Source organism: Metabacillus indicus, assembly GCF_046603695.1.
Taxonomy (GTDB): Bacteria; Bacillota; Bacilli; order Bacillales; family Bacillaceae; genus Bacillus_P; species Bacillus_P indicus.
Map to the genome: position 1 here is coordinate 111,809 of NZ_CP176757.1, position 14,989 is coordinate 126,797.

General features: G+C 45.9%; 14 protein-coding genes and 1 other annotated feature. All 14 genes read left to right on the plus strand.

From position 1 onward, the window contains the following. Position 1 precedes the first annotated feature (1 nt). The 14 genes from ACK1LH_RS00600 (at position 2) to sigH (ending at position 14,952) form a co-directional block, all read left to right on the plus strand. On the plus strand, positions 2-1,093 hold the full coding sequence (locus tag ACK1LH_RS00600; RefSeq protein WP_029282890.1) for a protein arginine kinase: 1,092 nt from the start codon (positions 2-4) through the stop codon (positions 1,091-1,093). Further along, positions 1,090-3,540, plus strand: a complete 2,451-nt coding sequence (gene clpC, locus ACK1LH_RS00605) for an ATP-dependent protease ATP-binding subunit ClpC (protein WP_029566224.1) — start codon at positions 1,090-1,092, stop codon at positions 3,538-3,540. Before ACK1LH_RS00600 ends, clpC begins: the two co-directional genes overlap by 4 nt. A gap of 131 nt (positions 3,541-3,671) precedes the next feature. Further along, positions 3,672-5,054 carry a DNA repair protein RadA gene (radA, locus tag ACK1LH_RS00610; protein WP_411334271.1) on the plus strand — a complete coding sequence of 461 codons (1,383 nt, stop codon included), beginning with the start codon at positions 3,672-3,674 and terminating at the stop codon, positions 5,052-5,054. Positions 5,055-5,058: 4 nt separating this feature from the next. Further along, positions 5,059-6,141, plus strand: a complete 1,083-nt coding sequence (gene disA / locus ACK1LH_RS00615; protein WP_267881661.1) for a DNA integrity scanning diadenylate cyclase DisA — start codon at positions 5,059-5,061, stop codon at positions 6,139-6,141. Between the two features lie 195 nt (positions 6,142-6,336). After that, positions 6,337-7,437 carry a PIN/TRAM domain-containing protein gene (locus ACK1LH_RS00620; RefSeq protein WP_029282881.1) on the plus strand — a complete coding sequence of 367 codons (1,101 nt, stop codon included), beginning with the start codon at positions 6,337-6,339 and terminating at the stop codon, positions 7,435-7,437. A gap of 12 nt (positions 7,438-7,449) precedes the next feature. Then, positions 7,450-8,133, plus strand: coding sequence for a 2-C-methyl-D-erythritol 4-phosphate cytidylyltransferase (gene ispD, locus ACK1LH_RS00625; RefSeq protein ID WP_411334272.1), 684 nt, complete (start codon positions 7,450-7,452; stop codon positions 8,131-8,133). A gap of 3 nt (positions 8,134-8,136) precedes the next feature. Next, positions 8,137-8,613 carry a 2-C-methyl-D-erythritol 2,4-cyclodiphosphate synthase gene (gene ispF / locus ACK1LH_RS00630; RefSeq protein WP_411334273.1) on the plus strand — a complete coding sequence of 159 codons (477 nt, stop codon included), beginning with the start codon at positions 8,137-8,139 and terminating at the stop codon, positions 8,611-8,613. A 78-nt stretch (positions 8,614-8,691) separates the two neighbouring features. After that, entirely contained in the window at positions 8,692-10,149 is a 1,458-nt protein-coding gene (gene gltX, locus ACK1LH_RS00635) for a glutamate--tRNA ligase (RefSeq protein ID WP_411334274.1), read from the plus strand. A gap of 38 nt (positions 10,150-10,187) precedes the next feature. Beyond that, positions 10,188-10,422: a binding site (T-box leader), on the plus strand. An 84-nt stretch (positions 10,423-10,506) separates the two neighbouring features. After that, a complete protein-coding gene (gene cysE / locus ACK1LH_RS00640) occupies positions 10,507-11,202 on the plus strand; it encodes a serine O-acetyltransferase (RefSeq protein ID WP_369736001.1) in 696 nt (231 codons plus the stop codon). Beyond that, positions 11,153-12,550 (plus strand): cysteine--tRNA ligase, encoded by a 1,398-nt coding sequence (gene cysS, locus ACK1LH_RS00645; RefSeq protein WP_411334275.1) that lies wholly within the window; start codon positions 11,153-11,155, stop codon positions 12,548-12,550. Before cysE ends, cysS begins: the two co-directional genes overlap by 50 nt. Before the next feature lie 2 nt (positions 12,551-12,552). Next, positions 12,553-12,969, plus strand: coding sequence for a Mini-ribonuclease 3 (locus ACK1LH_RS00650; protein WP_029282869.1), 417 nt, complete (start codon positions 12,553-12,555; stop codon positions 12,967-12,969). Between the two features lie 2 nt (positions 12,970-12,971). After that, entirely contained in the window at positions 12,972-13,715 is a 744-nt protein-coding gene (rlmB, locus tag ACK1LH_RS00655; protein WP_029282867.1) for a 23S rRNA (guanosine(2251)-2'-O)-methyltransferase RlmB, read from the plus strand. Between the two features lie 3 nt (positions 13,716-13,718). Beyond that, positions 13,719-14,228: an NYN domain-containing protein gene (locus tag ACK1LH_RS00660; RefSeq protein WP_411334276.1), complete on the plus strand. Its 510-nt coding sequence runs from the start codon at positions 13,719-13,721 to the stop codon at positions 14,226-14,228. A 67-nt stretch (positions 14,229-14,295) separates the two neighbouring features. Next, entirely contained in the window at positions 14,296-14,952 is a 657-nt protein-coding gene (gene sigH, locus ACK1LH_RS00665) for an RNA polymerase sporulation sigma factor SigH (protein WP_029282863.1), read from the plus strand. Positions 14,953-14,989: the final 37 nt, after the last annotated feature.

Below are 14,989 nucleotides of genomic sequence, written 5' to 3' on the forward strand. Positions count from 1 at the left end.
TATGTCACTTCAGCAGTTTATTAACCAGGCGATGAGTGCCTGGATGAGCAAGGATGGGCCAGATTCAGACATTGTTCTCAGCAGCCGTGTCAGACTGGCAAGAAACATTGAGAAGTACAGGTTTCCGACTTTTGCTTCGAATGAAGAGCTGCAGGGAATTCTCTCTCTTTTTGAAGAGACGTTTGCCGATAGAAGCGTAGATGAGATCGGCAAGCTTGAAATGCTTCGCATGGATGATTTGCAGCCTATTCAAAAAAGGGTGCTCGTCGAAAAGCATTTAATCAGTCCGAATTTAGCAGAGGATTCTTCGTTCGGCGCGTGTTTGCTGTCTGAGAATGAAGAGGTCAGCATCATGCTGAATGAAGAGGATCATATTCGCATTCAGTGTCTGTATCCAGGTCTGCAGCTGAAAGAAGCCTTAAAAGCAGCGAGCAGGCTTGATGACTGGATGGAAGGTTCGGTTGATTATGCGTTTGATGAACAAAGAGGATACTTAACAAGCTGCCCGACAAATGTGGGAACAGGGCTGAGGGCGTCGGTGATGATGCACTTGCCGGCTCTTGTGCTCACACAGCAGATGAACAGAATTATTCCGGCTATTAATCAATTAGGTCTGGTTGTTAGAGGAATTTACGGGGAAGGCAGCGAAGCATTAGGTAACATCTTTCAGATTTCCAATCAGATTACTCTCGGCAAGTCTGAGGATGATATTGCAGAAGATCTGCTGAGTGTGGTGCACCAGCTGATTGAAAAAGAGCGCTCTGCACGGGAGGCTTTATATAAAACGTCGCAGGTGCCGCTTGAGGACCGTGTGTTCAGATCCCTGGGCACGCTGACATACAGCAGGATCATTGAATCCAAAGAAGCAGCAAAATGTTTATCAGATGTGAGACTGGGAATTGATTTAAATATCATCAAAGATATTTCCAGAAATATTTTAAATGAGCTGATGATCCTGACTCAGCCGGGATTTCTCCAGCAGTACTCCGGAGGGGCATTGCGCCCGGATGAACGGGACATTAGAAGGGCTTCATTAATCAGAGAAAGACTAAACCTTGAAATGGTCAGAAGGATGGAGGATGATGAAGAATGATGTTTGGAAGATTTACTGAACGCGCTCAGAAGGTTCTTGCATTAGCACAAGAGGAAGCCGTCCGTCTTGGACATAACAATATCGGCACAGAGCATATTCTTCTCGGTCTTGTTAGAGAAGGTGAGGGCATCGCTGCAAAAGCGCTGACAGCTCTTGGCCTTGGATCAGATAAAATTCAAAAAGAAGTGGAGAGCCTCATCGGCAGAGGACAGGAAATTTCACAGACGATACACTATACTCCCCGAGCTAAAAAGGTGATTGAGCTTTCCATGGATGAAGCGAGAAAGCTTGGACATTCATACGTAGGAACAGAGCACATTCTTTTAGGTCTTATCCGCGAAGGTGAAGGTGTGGCTGCGCGGGTGCTTAATAACCTCGGTGTAAGCTTAAATAAAGCACGCCAGCAAGTGCTGCAGCTTCTTGGCAGCAATGAGTCAGGCTCAGGCCACCAGAGCGGATCGATGAACAATGCCAATACGCCGACTCTGGACAGTCTTGCACGCGATTTGACGGCCATTGCTCGCGAAGGCAGTCTTGATCCTGTTATTGGACGAAGCAAAGAAATCCAAAGGGTCATTGAAGTTCTAAGCCGCAGAACGAAAAACAATCCTGTTTTAATCGGGGAGCCTGGTGTCGGTAAAACGGCGATCGCAGAAGGCCTTGCCCAGCAGATCGTGAACAATGAGGTACCTGAGATTCTCCGCGACAAGCGTGTTATGACACTTGATATGGGTACTGTTGTTGCCGGTACGAAATACCGCGGTGAATTTGAAGACCGTCTGAAAAAAGTGATGGATGAAATTCGCCAGGCAGGAAACATCATCCTGTTTATCGACGAACTTCATACACTGATCGGTGCAGGAGGCGCTGAAGGCGCAATTGATGCTTCCAATATCCTTAAGCCGTCGCTTGCACGGGGAGAACTTCAGTGCATCGGGGCGACTACGCTTGATGAGTACCGCAAATATATTGAAAAGGATGCAGCGCTCGAACGCCGCTTCCAGCCGATTCAGGTTGATGAGCCGACAGCTGATGAAAGCATCCAGATTTTAAAAGGGCTTCGCGACCGTTATGAAGCTCATCACAGAGTATCCATCACGGATGAGGCAATTGATGCAGCGGTTAAGCTTTCAGACCGCTATATCTCAGACCGTTTCCTTCCGGATAAAGCAATCGATTTAATTGATGAAGCCGGTTCGAAAGTTCGCCTCCGTTCGTTCACAACTCCTCCGAACTTAAAAGAGCTTGAAATGAAGCTTGAGGAAGTGCGCAAGGAAAAAGATGCATCTGTTCAAAGCCAGGAATTTGAAAAAGCGGCTTCTCTCCGTGATACAGAGCAGCGTCTGCGCGAGCAGCTCGAGGAAACGAAGAAAACATGGAAAGAAAAACAGGGTCAGGAAAATTCTGAAGTGACAGTGGATGATATCGCAATGGTTGTTGCGAGCTGGACTGGAATTCCTGTATCGCGTCTTGCCCAGACAGAAACAGATAAGCTGCTGAACATGGAGCAGATTCTTCATAACCGCGTGATTGGCCAGGATGAAGCAGTTGTAGCTGTTGCAAAGGCTGTGCGCCGTGCAAGAGCAGGGCTTAAAGATCCGAAGCGCCCGATTGGATCATTTGTTTTCCTCGGCCCTACAGGCGTAGGTAAAACAGAGCTTGCAAGAGCACTTGCAGAATCCATCTTCGGCGATGAGGATGCCATGATCCGGATTGATATGTCCGAGTATATGGAGAAGCACTCAACATCAAGACTCGTTGGTTCTCCTCCGGGATATGTCGGGTATGAAGAAGGCGGGCAGCTGACTGAAAAAGTACGCAGAAAGCCGTATTCAGTTGTTCTTCTCGATGAAATTGAAAAAGCTCACCCTGATGTTTTCAATATTCTTCTTCAAGTGCTTGAAGACGGACGATTAACAGATTCTAAAGGAAGAACGGTCGATTTCAGAAATACTATCTTAATCATGACGTCGAATGTCGGCGCAAGTGAACTGAAGCGCAACAAATACGTCGGCTTCAACGTTCAGGATGAGGCGCAGGATTACAAGGATATGAAGGGCAAGGTTATGAATGAGCTGAAAAAAGCATTCAGACCTGAGTTCCTGAACCGTATCGATGAAATTATCGTGTTCCACTCTCTTGAGAAGAAACACATTAAAGAGATTGTTACTCTTATGGCGGATCAGCTGATGAAGCGTCTTGCCGAACAGGATCTTGTGCTTGAACTGACAGATGCTGCACAGGAGAAAATTGCCGATGAAGGCTTTGATCCTGAGTACGGTGCCCGTCCGCTGAGAAGGGCGATCCAGAAGCATGTTGAAGACCGCCTGTCTGAAGAGCTGCTTAGAGGCACGATTGAAAAAGGCCAGAAAGTTGTGCTCGATGTGACAGAGGGAGAATTTACTGTAAAAAGTTCTTCAGAAGCTGAAACGGAGAAAATCAAATAATCATCAGAAGCGAAACAATCATGAGGCATACATTTTTCACGTATGCCTCGATTTCGTTTCTTTAGAGCAAACACACTGATTCTACCGATTCTCTTTTTAAAAAGGTAATCTAGTAAGGAAGGACAGAAAGCATGGCTAAAACAAAATCGAAATTCATGTGCCTTGAGTGCGGATATGAGTCCCCAAAGTGGATGGGGAAATGCCCGGGCTGCGGAGCATGGAATACGATGACAGAGGAAGTTGTAAAAACAGGAACGGCAAACAGGAGAGTGGCCTTTGCACACTCTGCGCAGGGAAAGACCGCAAACAAACCTTCACCTATCACAAACATTGAAACGTCTCAGGAACCGCGCATTAAAACCAACCTCAAAGAATTTAACCGTGTTCTCGGCAGCGGGATCGTAAAGGGTTCCCTTGTCCTGATAGGAGGAGACCCCGGAATTGGAAAATCAACGCTTTTGCTTCAGGTTTCCTCACAGCTTGCCGATAATGGAAACGATGTTCTCTACATATCGGGAGAGGAGTCGGTCAAGCAGACGAAAATGAGGGCTGACCGCCTCGGTGTTAAATCTGAGAAACTGCTTGTACTTGCTGAAACCGATATGGAATATATCTCTATGGCAATTGATGATACAAATCCGGCTTTTGTGATTGTCGATTCCATTCAGACGGTGTTTCAGAGTGACATTACCTCAGCGCCTGGAAGTGTCTCGCAGGTTAGGGAATGTACGGCAGAACTTATGAGACTTGCAAAAACGAAGGGCATTGCCATCTTCATTGTCGGACATGTTACAAAGGAAGGCTCAATTGCCGGTCCGAGAATTCTTGAGCACATGGTTGACACTGTTCTGTATTTTGAAGGGGAGCGCCACCATACGTACCGGATACTAAGAGCAGTGAAAAACCGTTTTGGGTCCACAAATGAAATGGGTATTTTTGAAATGAAGGAAAGCGGGCTTGAAGAGGTATTGAATCCGTCTGAGATCTTCCTTGAGGAACGTTCCAAAGGGGCTGCTGGCTCTACCGTTGTAGCTTCCATGGAAGGGACAAGACCGGTTCTTGTGGAGATTCAGGCGCTGATTTCGCCGACAAGCTTTGGCAACCCGAGAAGAATGGCAACAGGAATCGATCATAACCGGGTGCCGCTTCTGATGGCTGTGCTTGAAAAGAGAGTCGGTTTGCTGCTGCAGAATCAGGATGCCTATTTAAAAGTGGCCGGCGGAGTAAAGCTTGATGAGCCTGCGATTGATCTTGCAGTTGCTGTAAGCATCGCTTCAAGCTTTAAGGATGCGCCTTCAAAAGCAACAGATATTATTATTGGAGAAGTAGGGCTGACAGGCGAAGTAAGGCGCGTTTCGAGAATTGAGCAGCGCGTCATGGAAGCAGCCAAGCTCGGGTTCAGGCGTGCGATCATTCCAGAGGCGAATATAGGCGGTTGGACAGTTCCGCATGGCATAGAGGCAGTGGGTGTGAAAAACGTCGCAGAAGCCCTGCAAATCACACTGGGAGGGTAGCAATGTGAATGAGAAAGAGAAAAAAACAAACGAAAAGAGCATGAAGGAAATTCTGCAGTTTATTGCGCCCGGAACTCCCTTGAGAGCAGGCATTGAAAATGTTTTGCGCGCGAAAACAGGGGGGCTGATTGTCGTTGGCTTCAGCGACAAAGTAAAAGAACTCGTTGATGGCGGATTCTATATAAACTCCGCTTTCTCTCCCGCCCATTTATATGAACTGGCTAAAATGGACGGAGCCATTATTTTAAGTGATTCGGGAAATAAAATCCTTTATGCCAATGCCCAGCTCGTCCCGAATGCATTTATCAGTTCAAGTGAAACGGGCATGCGCCACCGTACGGCGGAGAGGGTGGCAAAACAGACGGGCAACCTGGTGGTGGCCATTTCCCAGAGAAGAAACGTCATCACCCTCTACTACGGGGAACTCCGATACGCACTGAGAGATATCGGTGTCATTTTAACAAAAGCGAATCAGGCGATTCAGACTCTTGAAAAGTACAGAACGGTGCTTGATCAGTCCATCATCAACCTTGGGGCGCTCGAATTTGAAGAGCTTGTCACATTTGATGAGCTATTGCAGGTGATTCACAGGATTGAGATGGTGCTGCGGATTAAAAACGAAATCCTGAATTATATTAATGAGCTTGGCACAGAAGGGCATCTTATCAGGCTGCAGCTGAATGAACTGCTTTCAGATATCGAGGAAGAGGCAGCGCTTGTCATTAAAGACTATTGCTTCGATAAAACACTGGATCCTAAATACGTGCTCGAGCAATTTCAGGTGCTGACGAATACAGAACTGATGGATGACATGGTCCTTCTGCGCCTGCTCGGCTATTCGGCCCATTTCACCAACCCTGACGACCTCGTCATGCCGAGAGGGTACAGAGTGCTTAAGAAGATCCCGAGGCTCCCGCCGGTCATTATTGAAAATTTGGTGAACAAATTCTCAAATCTGAAACTTATTACGCGCGCAACCGTAGAACAGCTTGATGAGGTGGATGGAATTGGCGAGGTAAGGGCGAAGAAGATAAAAGAAGGTCTCCGCAGACTTCAGGAGCAGCTGCTGATAGACCGTCAGATATAACGAACTTTTTATGAATCTTTCGCCCCAAACGTTTTAATCATCATGATTTAGGTTATATTATTCTTGTTTTTCATTTTTCGGAAATGATATGATTCTCATTACATTTCAATCTGTTTACAGGTTCCGGAAATTCGCGTTTTCACCGTTTTAAACGGGAGAAAGTGATTATAATAGATAAGAGAAGGAGGTGGGGGTATGTTAAAACGAATTGTGCAGATCTTTTTCCTTTTCCTTGGAGGAACGCTGGGTATTTTCTTTATGCCGCAGCTGATGAAATTGTTAAGCCTGCAGGACATACCTTTTATTAATTCACCATATGCTCTGGCCATTTTAGGAGCAATATTATTTTATATCGCCACATTCTGGCTTGTTGATTATGTCGTTAACTGGGTAAAGCTTCTGGAAGAATCATTGGTAAAGGCGCCTGTGACGGATGTTCTTTTCGGTAGTTTGGGATTGATTGTCGGACTTATAATTGCCTTTCTTATTGTTAATGTTATTCCGTTTAAAGACATTCAGTATCAGGTGTTCAGCACGATCATACCGATTTTTCTGACCCTGCTGCTTGGCTACCTTGGTTTTCAGGTTGGATTTAAGCGCAAGGACGAACTGATCAGCCTGTTTTCGATTTCCGGAAAAATCGGAAAGAAAAAAGGAGCGGGTGAAGAAGAAGCGGAAGCTGAGAGCACGAAGCTCAAAATTCTTGATACAAGCGTCATTATTGACGGAAGAATTGCGGACATCTGCCAGACCGGATTTTTGGAGGGCACGATTGTCATTCCTCATTTTGTACTGGAAGAGCTTCAGCATATCGCTGATTCTTCAGATGCCCTGAAACGGAACCGCGGCCGGAGAGGGCTTGATATTCTGAACCGCATTCAAAAAGAGCTCTCAATTAAAGTTGAGATTTACGAGGGCGATTTTGAGGAAATTCAGGAAGTGGACAGCAAACTTGTGAAGCTAGCCAAGCTGACATCAGGTGTAGTTGTCACAAATGACTTTAATTTAAACAAAGTGTGCGAACTTCAGGGAGTCGGAGTTCTGAATATCAACGACCTGGCAAATGCCGTCAAGCCGGTGGTCCTGCCTGGGGAAGAGATGAAAGTTCTTGTCATCAAGGATGGAAAAGAGCACAATCAGGGCGTAGCCTACCTGGATGACGGCACGATGATTGTTGTGGAAGAGGGCCGTAACTATATCGGCAAAAACATTGACGTCATCGTGACGAGCGTTCTTCAGACTTCTGCCGGAAGAATGATTTTCGCAAAGCCGAAGCTGCTTGAAAAAGCGTTGTAGGGGAGCGGGCACATGAACTATGAAGTGATTATTCCTGCCGCCGGACAAGGAAAACGGATGAAAGCGGGCAAAAACAAACAGTTTATTGAGCTTGAAGGAAAACCGGTCATTGTTCACACCTTGACGGTTTTTGAAAAAGATCCTGCATGCACAGGCATCCTTCTTGTCATCAATCCGGATGAACGGGCTCTTTTTGAAGAAATGGCGGCACGCTCCGGTCTTACAAAAATCAAAAAGATGGTCAGCGGAGGCAATGAGAGGCAGCACAGTGTCTATAACGGACTGAAAGCGGCGGCCTCAGATGTTGTCCTCGTGCATGATGGTGCAAGGCCATTCATTAAAAAACACGTCATTTCAAAGCTCGTAAAAGCAGCATATGAAGATGGAGCTGCAACCGTTGCAGTCCCTGTGAAGGATACGATTAAACGTGTCCTGAACAGTGAAGTGATTGAAACCGTTGAACGTTCTAGCTTGTGGGCCGTACAGACCCCACAGGCTTTTCGTCTTTCTGATATTCTTGCGGCTCATAAAGAAGCATCGGATGCAGCATTTCTTGGAACAGATGATGCAAGCCTGATGGAGAGAAGCGGCCACAAGGTTCTTGTCATTGAAGGAGACTATACAAATATCAAACTGACTACGCCGGATGATCTGCTGATGGCTAAAGCGATACTTGAGAGTGAGAGAGGGGAATAAGGAATGTTTAGAATTGGACAGGGTTTTGATGTGCACCAGCTGACAGAGGGACGCCCCCTTATCATTGGAGGCATTGAGATTCCATATGAAAAAGGCCTTCTCGGCCATTCAGATGCAGATGTGCTGCTTCACACAGTCGCAGACGCGTGCCTTGGAGCAATCGCTGCAGGCGATATCGGAAAGCATTTTCCGGACACAGACCCTGAGTTTAAGGATGCTGATTCTGCGAAGCTGCTTCAGCATGTCTGGCAGCTTGTAAAAGAAAAGGGCTATGAACTCTGCAACATTGATTGTACGATTATTGCCCAAAAACCGAAGATGGCTCCCTATATTGATCAAATGAGAGAACGGATTGCAGAACTTCTTGAAGCTGATGCAGACCAGGTGAATGTGAAGGCGACAACGACCGAACAGCTTGGCTTCACCGGCCGCGGAGAAGGGATTGCCTCACAGGCTTCTGTTCTGATTGTGAAAAAATAAAATCCCGGACAAGCTTTTGGACACCCTGTTTTTAATGATAAAATGGAACAGATGTTAGAGATTAACGGAGGTACAGATATGACAAACGAAGTAAGAGTGCGATACGCTCCAAGTCCGACTGGACATTTACATATCGGAAATGCCCGGACAGCGCTGTTTAATTACCTTTATGCGCGCAATACCGGCGGAAAGTTTATTATCCGTATTGAAGATACAGATAAAAAGCGAAACATTGCAGGCGGCGAAGAAAGCCAGCTGAGATACTTGAAATGGCTTGGCATTGACTGGGACGAAAGCGTTGATACCGGCGGAGAGTACGGCCCGTACAGACAATCAGAGCGCAACGATCTTTATAAAAAATATTACGATCAGCTGCTTGCAGAAGGAAAAGCGTACAAATGCTACTGCACAGAAGAAGAGCTTGAGCAGGAGCGGGAAGAACAGACTGAGCGCGGTGAGACGCCGCAATACTCAGGCAAATGTGCAAACCTGACACCTGAGGACCAGGCGAAGCTTGAAGCTGAAGGAAGAATGCCGAGCATCCGCTTCCGCGTGCCAAAGGGAGAAGTCATCACGTTCAATGACATCGTGAAAGAAGAGATTTCATTTGAAACAGACGGCATCGGCGATTACGTCATTGTTAAAAAAGACGGTACGCCGACTTACAACTTTGCTGTAGCGGTTGATGACCACCTTATGAAGATGACGCATATTCTCCGCGGAGAAGACCATATCTCCAATACACCGAAACAAATCATGATCTTCAATGCGTTCGGATGGGACATTCCTGTTTTCGGCCATATGACGCTGATTGTTAACGAGAACCGCAAAAAACTCAGTAAGCGGGATGAATCAATCATCCAGTTTATTGAACAGTATAAAGAACTCGGCTATCTGCCGCAGGCCCTTTTCAACTTTATCGGGCTGCTTGGCTGGTCTCCGGGCGGAGAAGAAGAAATGTTCACGAAAGATCAGTTTGCCGAGATCTTTGATCCTGCAAGACTGTCTAAATCGCCGGCTGTTTTTGATACACAGAAATTGCTGTGGATGAACAATCAGTATGTTAAACAGCTTGATGCCGATCAGCTTGTTGAATTGACTCTTCCGCATCTTGTAAAAGCAGGCAAAGTATCTGATTCTGCATCTGCAGAAGAGCTTGACTGGGCCAGCAAACTGATTTTCCTTCATCAGGATAAAATCAGCTATGGCGCAGAGATCACAGAGCTGACTGAGCTTTTCTTTAAAGAGGAAATCACCTATAACCGCGAAGCGCGCAATGTGCTGGACGAAGAGCAGGTGCCTGAAGTGCTTACGGCATTCGCAGAAGAGCTGGGTAAACTTGAAGCGTTCACGGCTGAAGGCATTAAAGCTGCAACGAAGGCTGTGCAGAAATCAACGGGCCATAAAGGCAAAAATCTGTTTATGCCGATCCGCGTGGCAACAACAGGCCAGACTCATGGGCCGGACCTGCCGCAGGCAATCGAACTTCTTGGTAAAGAAACGATTTTAGCAAGATTAAAAAGTGCGAACAGTTAACTTTTTGCATGAAATGTAATATAGTATGTGTAATACATTGAAACACGTTGAGAAGGAGAAGTAGAGACGCCGTTTCCATTCCAGAGAGAACCTCGCCCGGTGAAAGAGGTTTATGCGACAACTGTCTTGAAATGCACCTTTGAGTCTTTTATTGAACCTTCATATTGAAGCAGTAAATAAAAGCGGATGCTCCCCGTTAAAGGAGCCAAAGTTGAAACAGGCTTTTAACCGCCTGTTTAAACAGAGTGGAACCGCGCACAAAGCGTCTCTGTCTATTAGGACAGAGGCGCTTTTTTTATAGTCTGTTTCACAATTAGATTAAAGGACAAAATAAGGGGAAGGTTTGGGGGGAATAAAATGTTTAAAATGCTGAAAGAAGACATAGAAGTCGTATTTGAACAGGATCCGGCTGCAAGATCGTATCTGGAAGTGATACTTACTTATTCAGGACTGCATGCAATATGGGCTCACAGGCTCGCACATGCGTTTTTCAAACGGAACATGTTTTTTATCGCAAGAGTTATTTCACAAGTAAGCAGATTCTTCACAGGCATTGAAATTCACCCGGGTGCAAAGATCGGAAGGCGGTTTTTCATCGATCACGGCATGGGAGTTGTCATTGGCGAGACGTGCGAAATCGGCGATAACGTAACGGTTTTCCAGGGTGTTACCCTTGGCGGAACCGGAAAAGAGAAGGGTAAAAGGCATCCGACGATACTGGACAATGCTTTAATTGCGACAGGTGCTAAAGTGCTTGGCTCCATCACGGTTGGTGCTTATTCCAAAATCGGAGCGGGGTCTGTCGTGCTTCGTGATGTGCCGGATCATTCAACCGTTGTCGGCATTCCGGGCAAGGTCGTGATCCGAAACGGCAAGCGGATTAATCAGGATATGGATCACTGTAATCTTCCGGATCCTGTGGCAGACAGGTTCAAGGAACTTGAGGCAGAGCTCATAAGCCTGAAAGAAGAAATCGCACAATTGAAAGAAGGGAAGAGTCAAGATGACCATCAAGTTATTCAATACGCTAACCAGACAAAAAGAAACCTTTAAGCCCCTTGAAGAGGGAAAGGTAAAAATGTATGTGTGCGGACCAACGGTTTATAACTATATCCATATAGGAAATGCACGCCCTGCGATTGTCTATGACACTGTCCGCAAATACCTTGAATACAGCGGGTATGACGTCAATTATGTATCCAACTTTACAGACGTGGACGATAAGCTGATTAAAGCCGCAAATGAGCTTGGAGAAGAAGTCCCTGCGATTGCCGAACGGTTCATCGAGGCGTATTTTGAAGATGTGACGGCGCTTGGATGTGACCGTGCGGATGCCCACCCGCGCGTAACAGAAAGCATGGATATTATTATTGATTTTATTGAAGCGCTCGTTGAAAAAGGATTTGCCTATGAAGCTGAGGGTGATGTTTATTACCGCACGAGAGCTTTTAAAGGCTACGGAAAACTCTCCCATCAGTCTGTTGATGAGCTTCGGGTGGGTGCAAGAATTGAAGCGGGAGACAAGAAACAGGATGCCCTGGATTTTGCTCTTTGGAAAGCAGCAAAACCGGGAGAAATTTCGTGGGATAGCCCTTGGGGAAAAGGACGTCCGGGCTGGCATATCGAATGCTCTGCGATGGTCCACAACCATTTCGGGGATACCATTGACATTCATGCAGGCGGACAGGACCTTACATTCCCTCACCATGAGAATGAAATCGCTCAATCGGAAGCATTGACAGAGAAGCCGTTTGCTAACTACTGGCTTCATAATGGGTATATTAATATTAACAACGAGAAAATGTCCAAATCACTTGGCAACTTCGTTCTGGTGCACGACATTATAAAAGAACATGATCCACAGGTTTTGCGGATGTTTATGCTGTCTGTTCACTACCGCCATCCAATCAATTACTCGGTTGATCTGCTTGAAAGCACGAAGAATGCGTTTGACCGCCTGCAGACATCTTATACAAATCTGCAGCACAGATCAAAAAGCAGTTCCGAGCTGACTGATGACAACGAAAAATGGCTTGGCATTATTTCTGAGCAGCGGAATCTATTCAGAGAAGCTATGGATGACGACTTTAATACGGCAAATGCCATCTCGGTGCTGTTTGAGCTCTCAAGACAGGCGAACTACTACCTGCAGGAGAAAAACACGTCGCAGGAAGTCATTTTGGCCTTTACTTCAGCATTTGACGAGCTTGGAGCCATACTTGGCCTCAAATTTGGCAGCCAGGATCTATTGGACGCAGAGATTGAAGAATTGATCGAGCAACGGATACAGGCGAGAAAAGACAGAAACTTCAAGCTGTCTGATGAAATCCGCGATAAATTGAAAGAGATGAATATCATTCTTGAAGATACGCCTCAAGGAACGAGATGGAAAAGAGGGTAAACATGCTTCGCTTAGAGGAAGTACCAAATTCAAAACAAATGAACAGTCTGGCGCTTGCGTATATCGGTGATGCCATTTATGAAGTTTTCGTAAGGCATCACCTCCTTGCCAAAGGACAGGTGCGCCCAAACCAGCTGCATAAACTTTCAACGACCTATGTTTCTGCAAAAGCCCAGGCAGCCGTTCTGCACGAGCTTTCAAAAAAGGAAGCGTTCAGTGAAGAAGAAATGGCGATTATCCGCCGCGGAAGAAATGCAAAATCGGGCACAGTGCCAAAAAATACAGACGTTCAAACGTACAGATACAGCACAGCATTTGAAGCGCTGATCGGCTATCTTCACCTTGAGAAAAGGGAAGAGCGCCTCTCGGAAATTATTGAAGCTTCTTTTGAACTGATAGAAAACGGAGGGAGGAATTAAGGATGGCAGAAGAGTACATTATTGGCCGCAATACGGTCATTGAAGCATTAAAATCAACGCGCAATGTATACAAGATCTGGATGGCCGAGAACTCAGTAAAGGGACAGGCCCAGCAGATCGCACAGCTTGCAAAAGAAAAAGGCATCACCATCCAAACGGTTCCGAAGAAAAAAATCGACCAGATGGCAGAAGGGAACCATCAGGGAGTTGTCGCGCAGGTGGCTGCCTATGAATATGCCGAAGTCGACGATATCCTGAAGGCTGCTGCTGATAAAGGCGAAGCGCCGTTTATCTTGATTCTTGATGAAATCGAGGATCCGCATAATCTCGGCTCCATCATGAGAACGGCAGATGCAACAGGCGCTCACGGCATTATCATTCCGAAGCGGAGAGCGGTAGGCCTGACAACGACAGTAGCAAAATTATCAACAGGTGCGATTGAGTATATCCCGGTTGCAAGAGTGACAAACCTTGCGAGAACAATTGAGGAACTTAAGGAGCGGGGCGTGTGGATTGTAGGAACAGATGCGAAAGGCTCGGATGATTACCGTTCCATGGACGGCAAAATGCCGCTTGGACTCGTTATAGGCAGTGAAGGAAAAGGGATGGGAAGACTCATCAAAGAAAAATGTGATTTTCTGGTCAACTTGCCGATGGCTGGCCGGGTCACATCTCTAAATGCTTCAGTAGCAGCAGGCCTCCTGATGTATGAGGTCTACAGAAAGCGTCAGCCTTTAGGAGAATAGAAAATGGATATCCTTCTTGTTGACGGATATAACATCATCGGTGCATGGGCGAATCTTCAATCATTGAAAAAAGAGAATCTCGCAGAGGCTAGAGAGGTTCTTATTCAAAAAATGGCAGAATATCAAGCGTACACCGGATACAGAGTGATTGTAGTTTTCGATGCCCATCAAGTGAAGGGCATTGAGAAAAAACAAAAAAACCACAGAGTGGAAGTTATCTATACAAGAGAAAATGAAACAGCGGATGAGAGGATCGAAAAATTAGCCATCTCTCTGAGCAACATCAAAACACAGATCCATGTGGCAACATCAGATTTCACTGAACAATGGGCCATTTTTGGCCAGGGAGCCCTCCGCAAATCAGCAAGAGAGCTTATGAATGAAGTGGAAGCCATTGAAAAGAGAATACAAAAGCGGGTCGAGAAAATTAAAGTAAACAGTCCCCAGTCAAAAATTCCGATAACAGATGATATGTTGAAATTGTTTGAAAAATGGCGCAGAGGCGGCTTCTAGGCTGTTGACGCTTTCAAAATGCATACTGTATAATATTTCTATCTATTGTGCGGTCGGGGGGATCGGCATGAACACACATTTCAGCATGGGCAAACTCAGCAAAGAAGATTTTCATGCTCTACTGGATGAACAGGTTGTTGAGCTTGTTCATAACGGGAACAGCGATGCTCTGGATTATTTAATCACCAAGTACCGCAATTTTGTCAGAGCAAAAGCAAGATCCTATTTTTTAATAGGTGCTGACAGAGAAGATATTATCCAGGAAGGGATGATCGGATTATATAAAGCAATCCGTGATTTCAGAGAGGACAAGCTTACATCGTTCAAAGCTTTTGCAGAGCTGTGCATCACTCGCCAGATTATTACCGCAATTAAGACCGCTACCCGTCAAAAACATATTCCTCTTAACTCATACGTTTCTCTGGACAAGCCAATTTACGATGAAGAATCTGACCGGACGCTTATGGATGTCATATCAGGGGCTAAAGTCAGTGATCCGGAAGAACTGATTATTAATCAGGAAGAATTTGATGATATAGAAACGAAAATGGGAGAGCTGTTAAGCGATCTCGAACGGAAAGTACTCGTGCTTTATCTGGACGGCAAAAGCTATCAGGAGATCTCAGAGGAGCTTAACCGCCACGTGAAATCAATCGATAACGCCCTTCAGCGTGTAAAACGCAAGCTTGAGAGGTATCTGGAACTGCGCGAAATCAATTTGTAAAACCTGTCAGGCGAGATTGACGAAGGTTCCCAGCGTG

Bases quoted from the DNA above. Each gene is read 5' to 3' on its own strand.
- ACK1LH_RS00600 (WP_029282890.1), top strand. From the start codon at position 2: ATGTCACTTCAGCAGTTTATTAACCAGGCGATGAGTGCCTGGATGAGC.
- clpC (WP_029566224.1), top strand. From the start codon at position 1,090: ATGATGTTTGGAAGATTTACTGAACGCGCTCAGAAGGTTCTTGCATTA.
- radA (WP_411334271.1), top strand. From the start codon at position 3,672: ATGGCTAAAACAAAATCGAAATTCATGTGCCTTGAGTGCGGATATGAG.
- ACK1LH_RS00620 (WP_029282881.1), top strand. From the start codon at position 6,337: ATGTTAAAACGAATTGTGCAGATCTTTTTCCTTTTCCTTGGAGGAACG.
- ispD (WP_411334272.1), top strand. From the start codon at position 7,450: ATGAACTATGAAGTGATTATTCCTGCCGCCGGACAAGGAAAACGGATG.
- ispF (WP_411334273.1), top strand. From the start codon at position 8,137: ATGTTTAGAATTGGACAGGGTTTTGATGTGCACCAGCTGACAGAGGGA.
- gltX (WP_411334274.1), top strand. From the start codon at position 8,692: ATGACAAACGAAGTAAGAGTGCGATACGCTCCAAGTCCGACTGGACAT.
- cysE (WP_369736001.1), top strand. From the start codon at position 10,507: ATGTTTAAAATGCTGAAAGAAGACATAGAAGTCGTATTTGAACAGGAT.
- cysS (WP_411334275.1), top strand. From the start codon at position 11,153: ATGACCATCAAGTTATTCAATACGCTAACCAGACAAAAAGAAACCTTT.
- ACK1LH_RS00650 (WP_029282869.1), top strand. From the start codon at position 12,553: ATGCTTCGCTTAGAGGAAGTACCAAATTCAAAACAAATGAACAGTCTG.
- rlmB (WP_029282867.1), top strand. From the start codon at position 12,972: ATGGCAGAAGAGTACATTATTGGCCGCAATACGGTCATTGAAGCATTA.
- ACK1LH_RS00660 (WP_411334276.1), top strand. From the start codon at position 13,719: ATGGATATCCTTCTTGTTGACGGATATAACATCATCGGTGCATGGGCG.
- sigH (WP_029282863.1), top strand. From the start codon at position 14,296: ATGAACACACATTTCAGCATGGGCAAACTCAGCAAAGAAGATTTTCAT.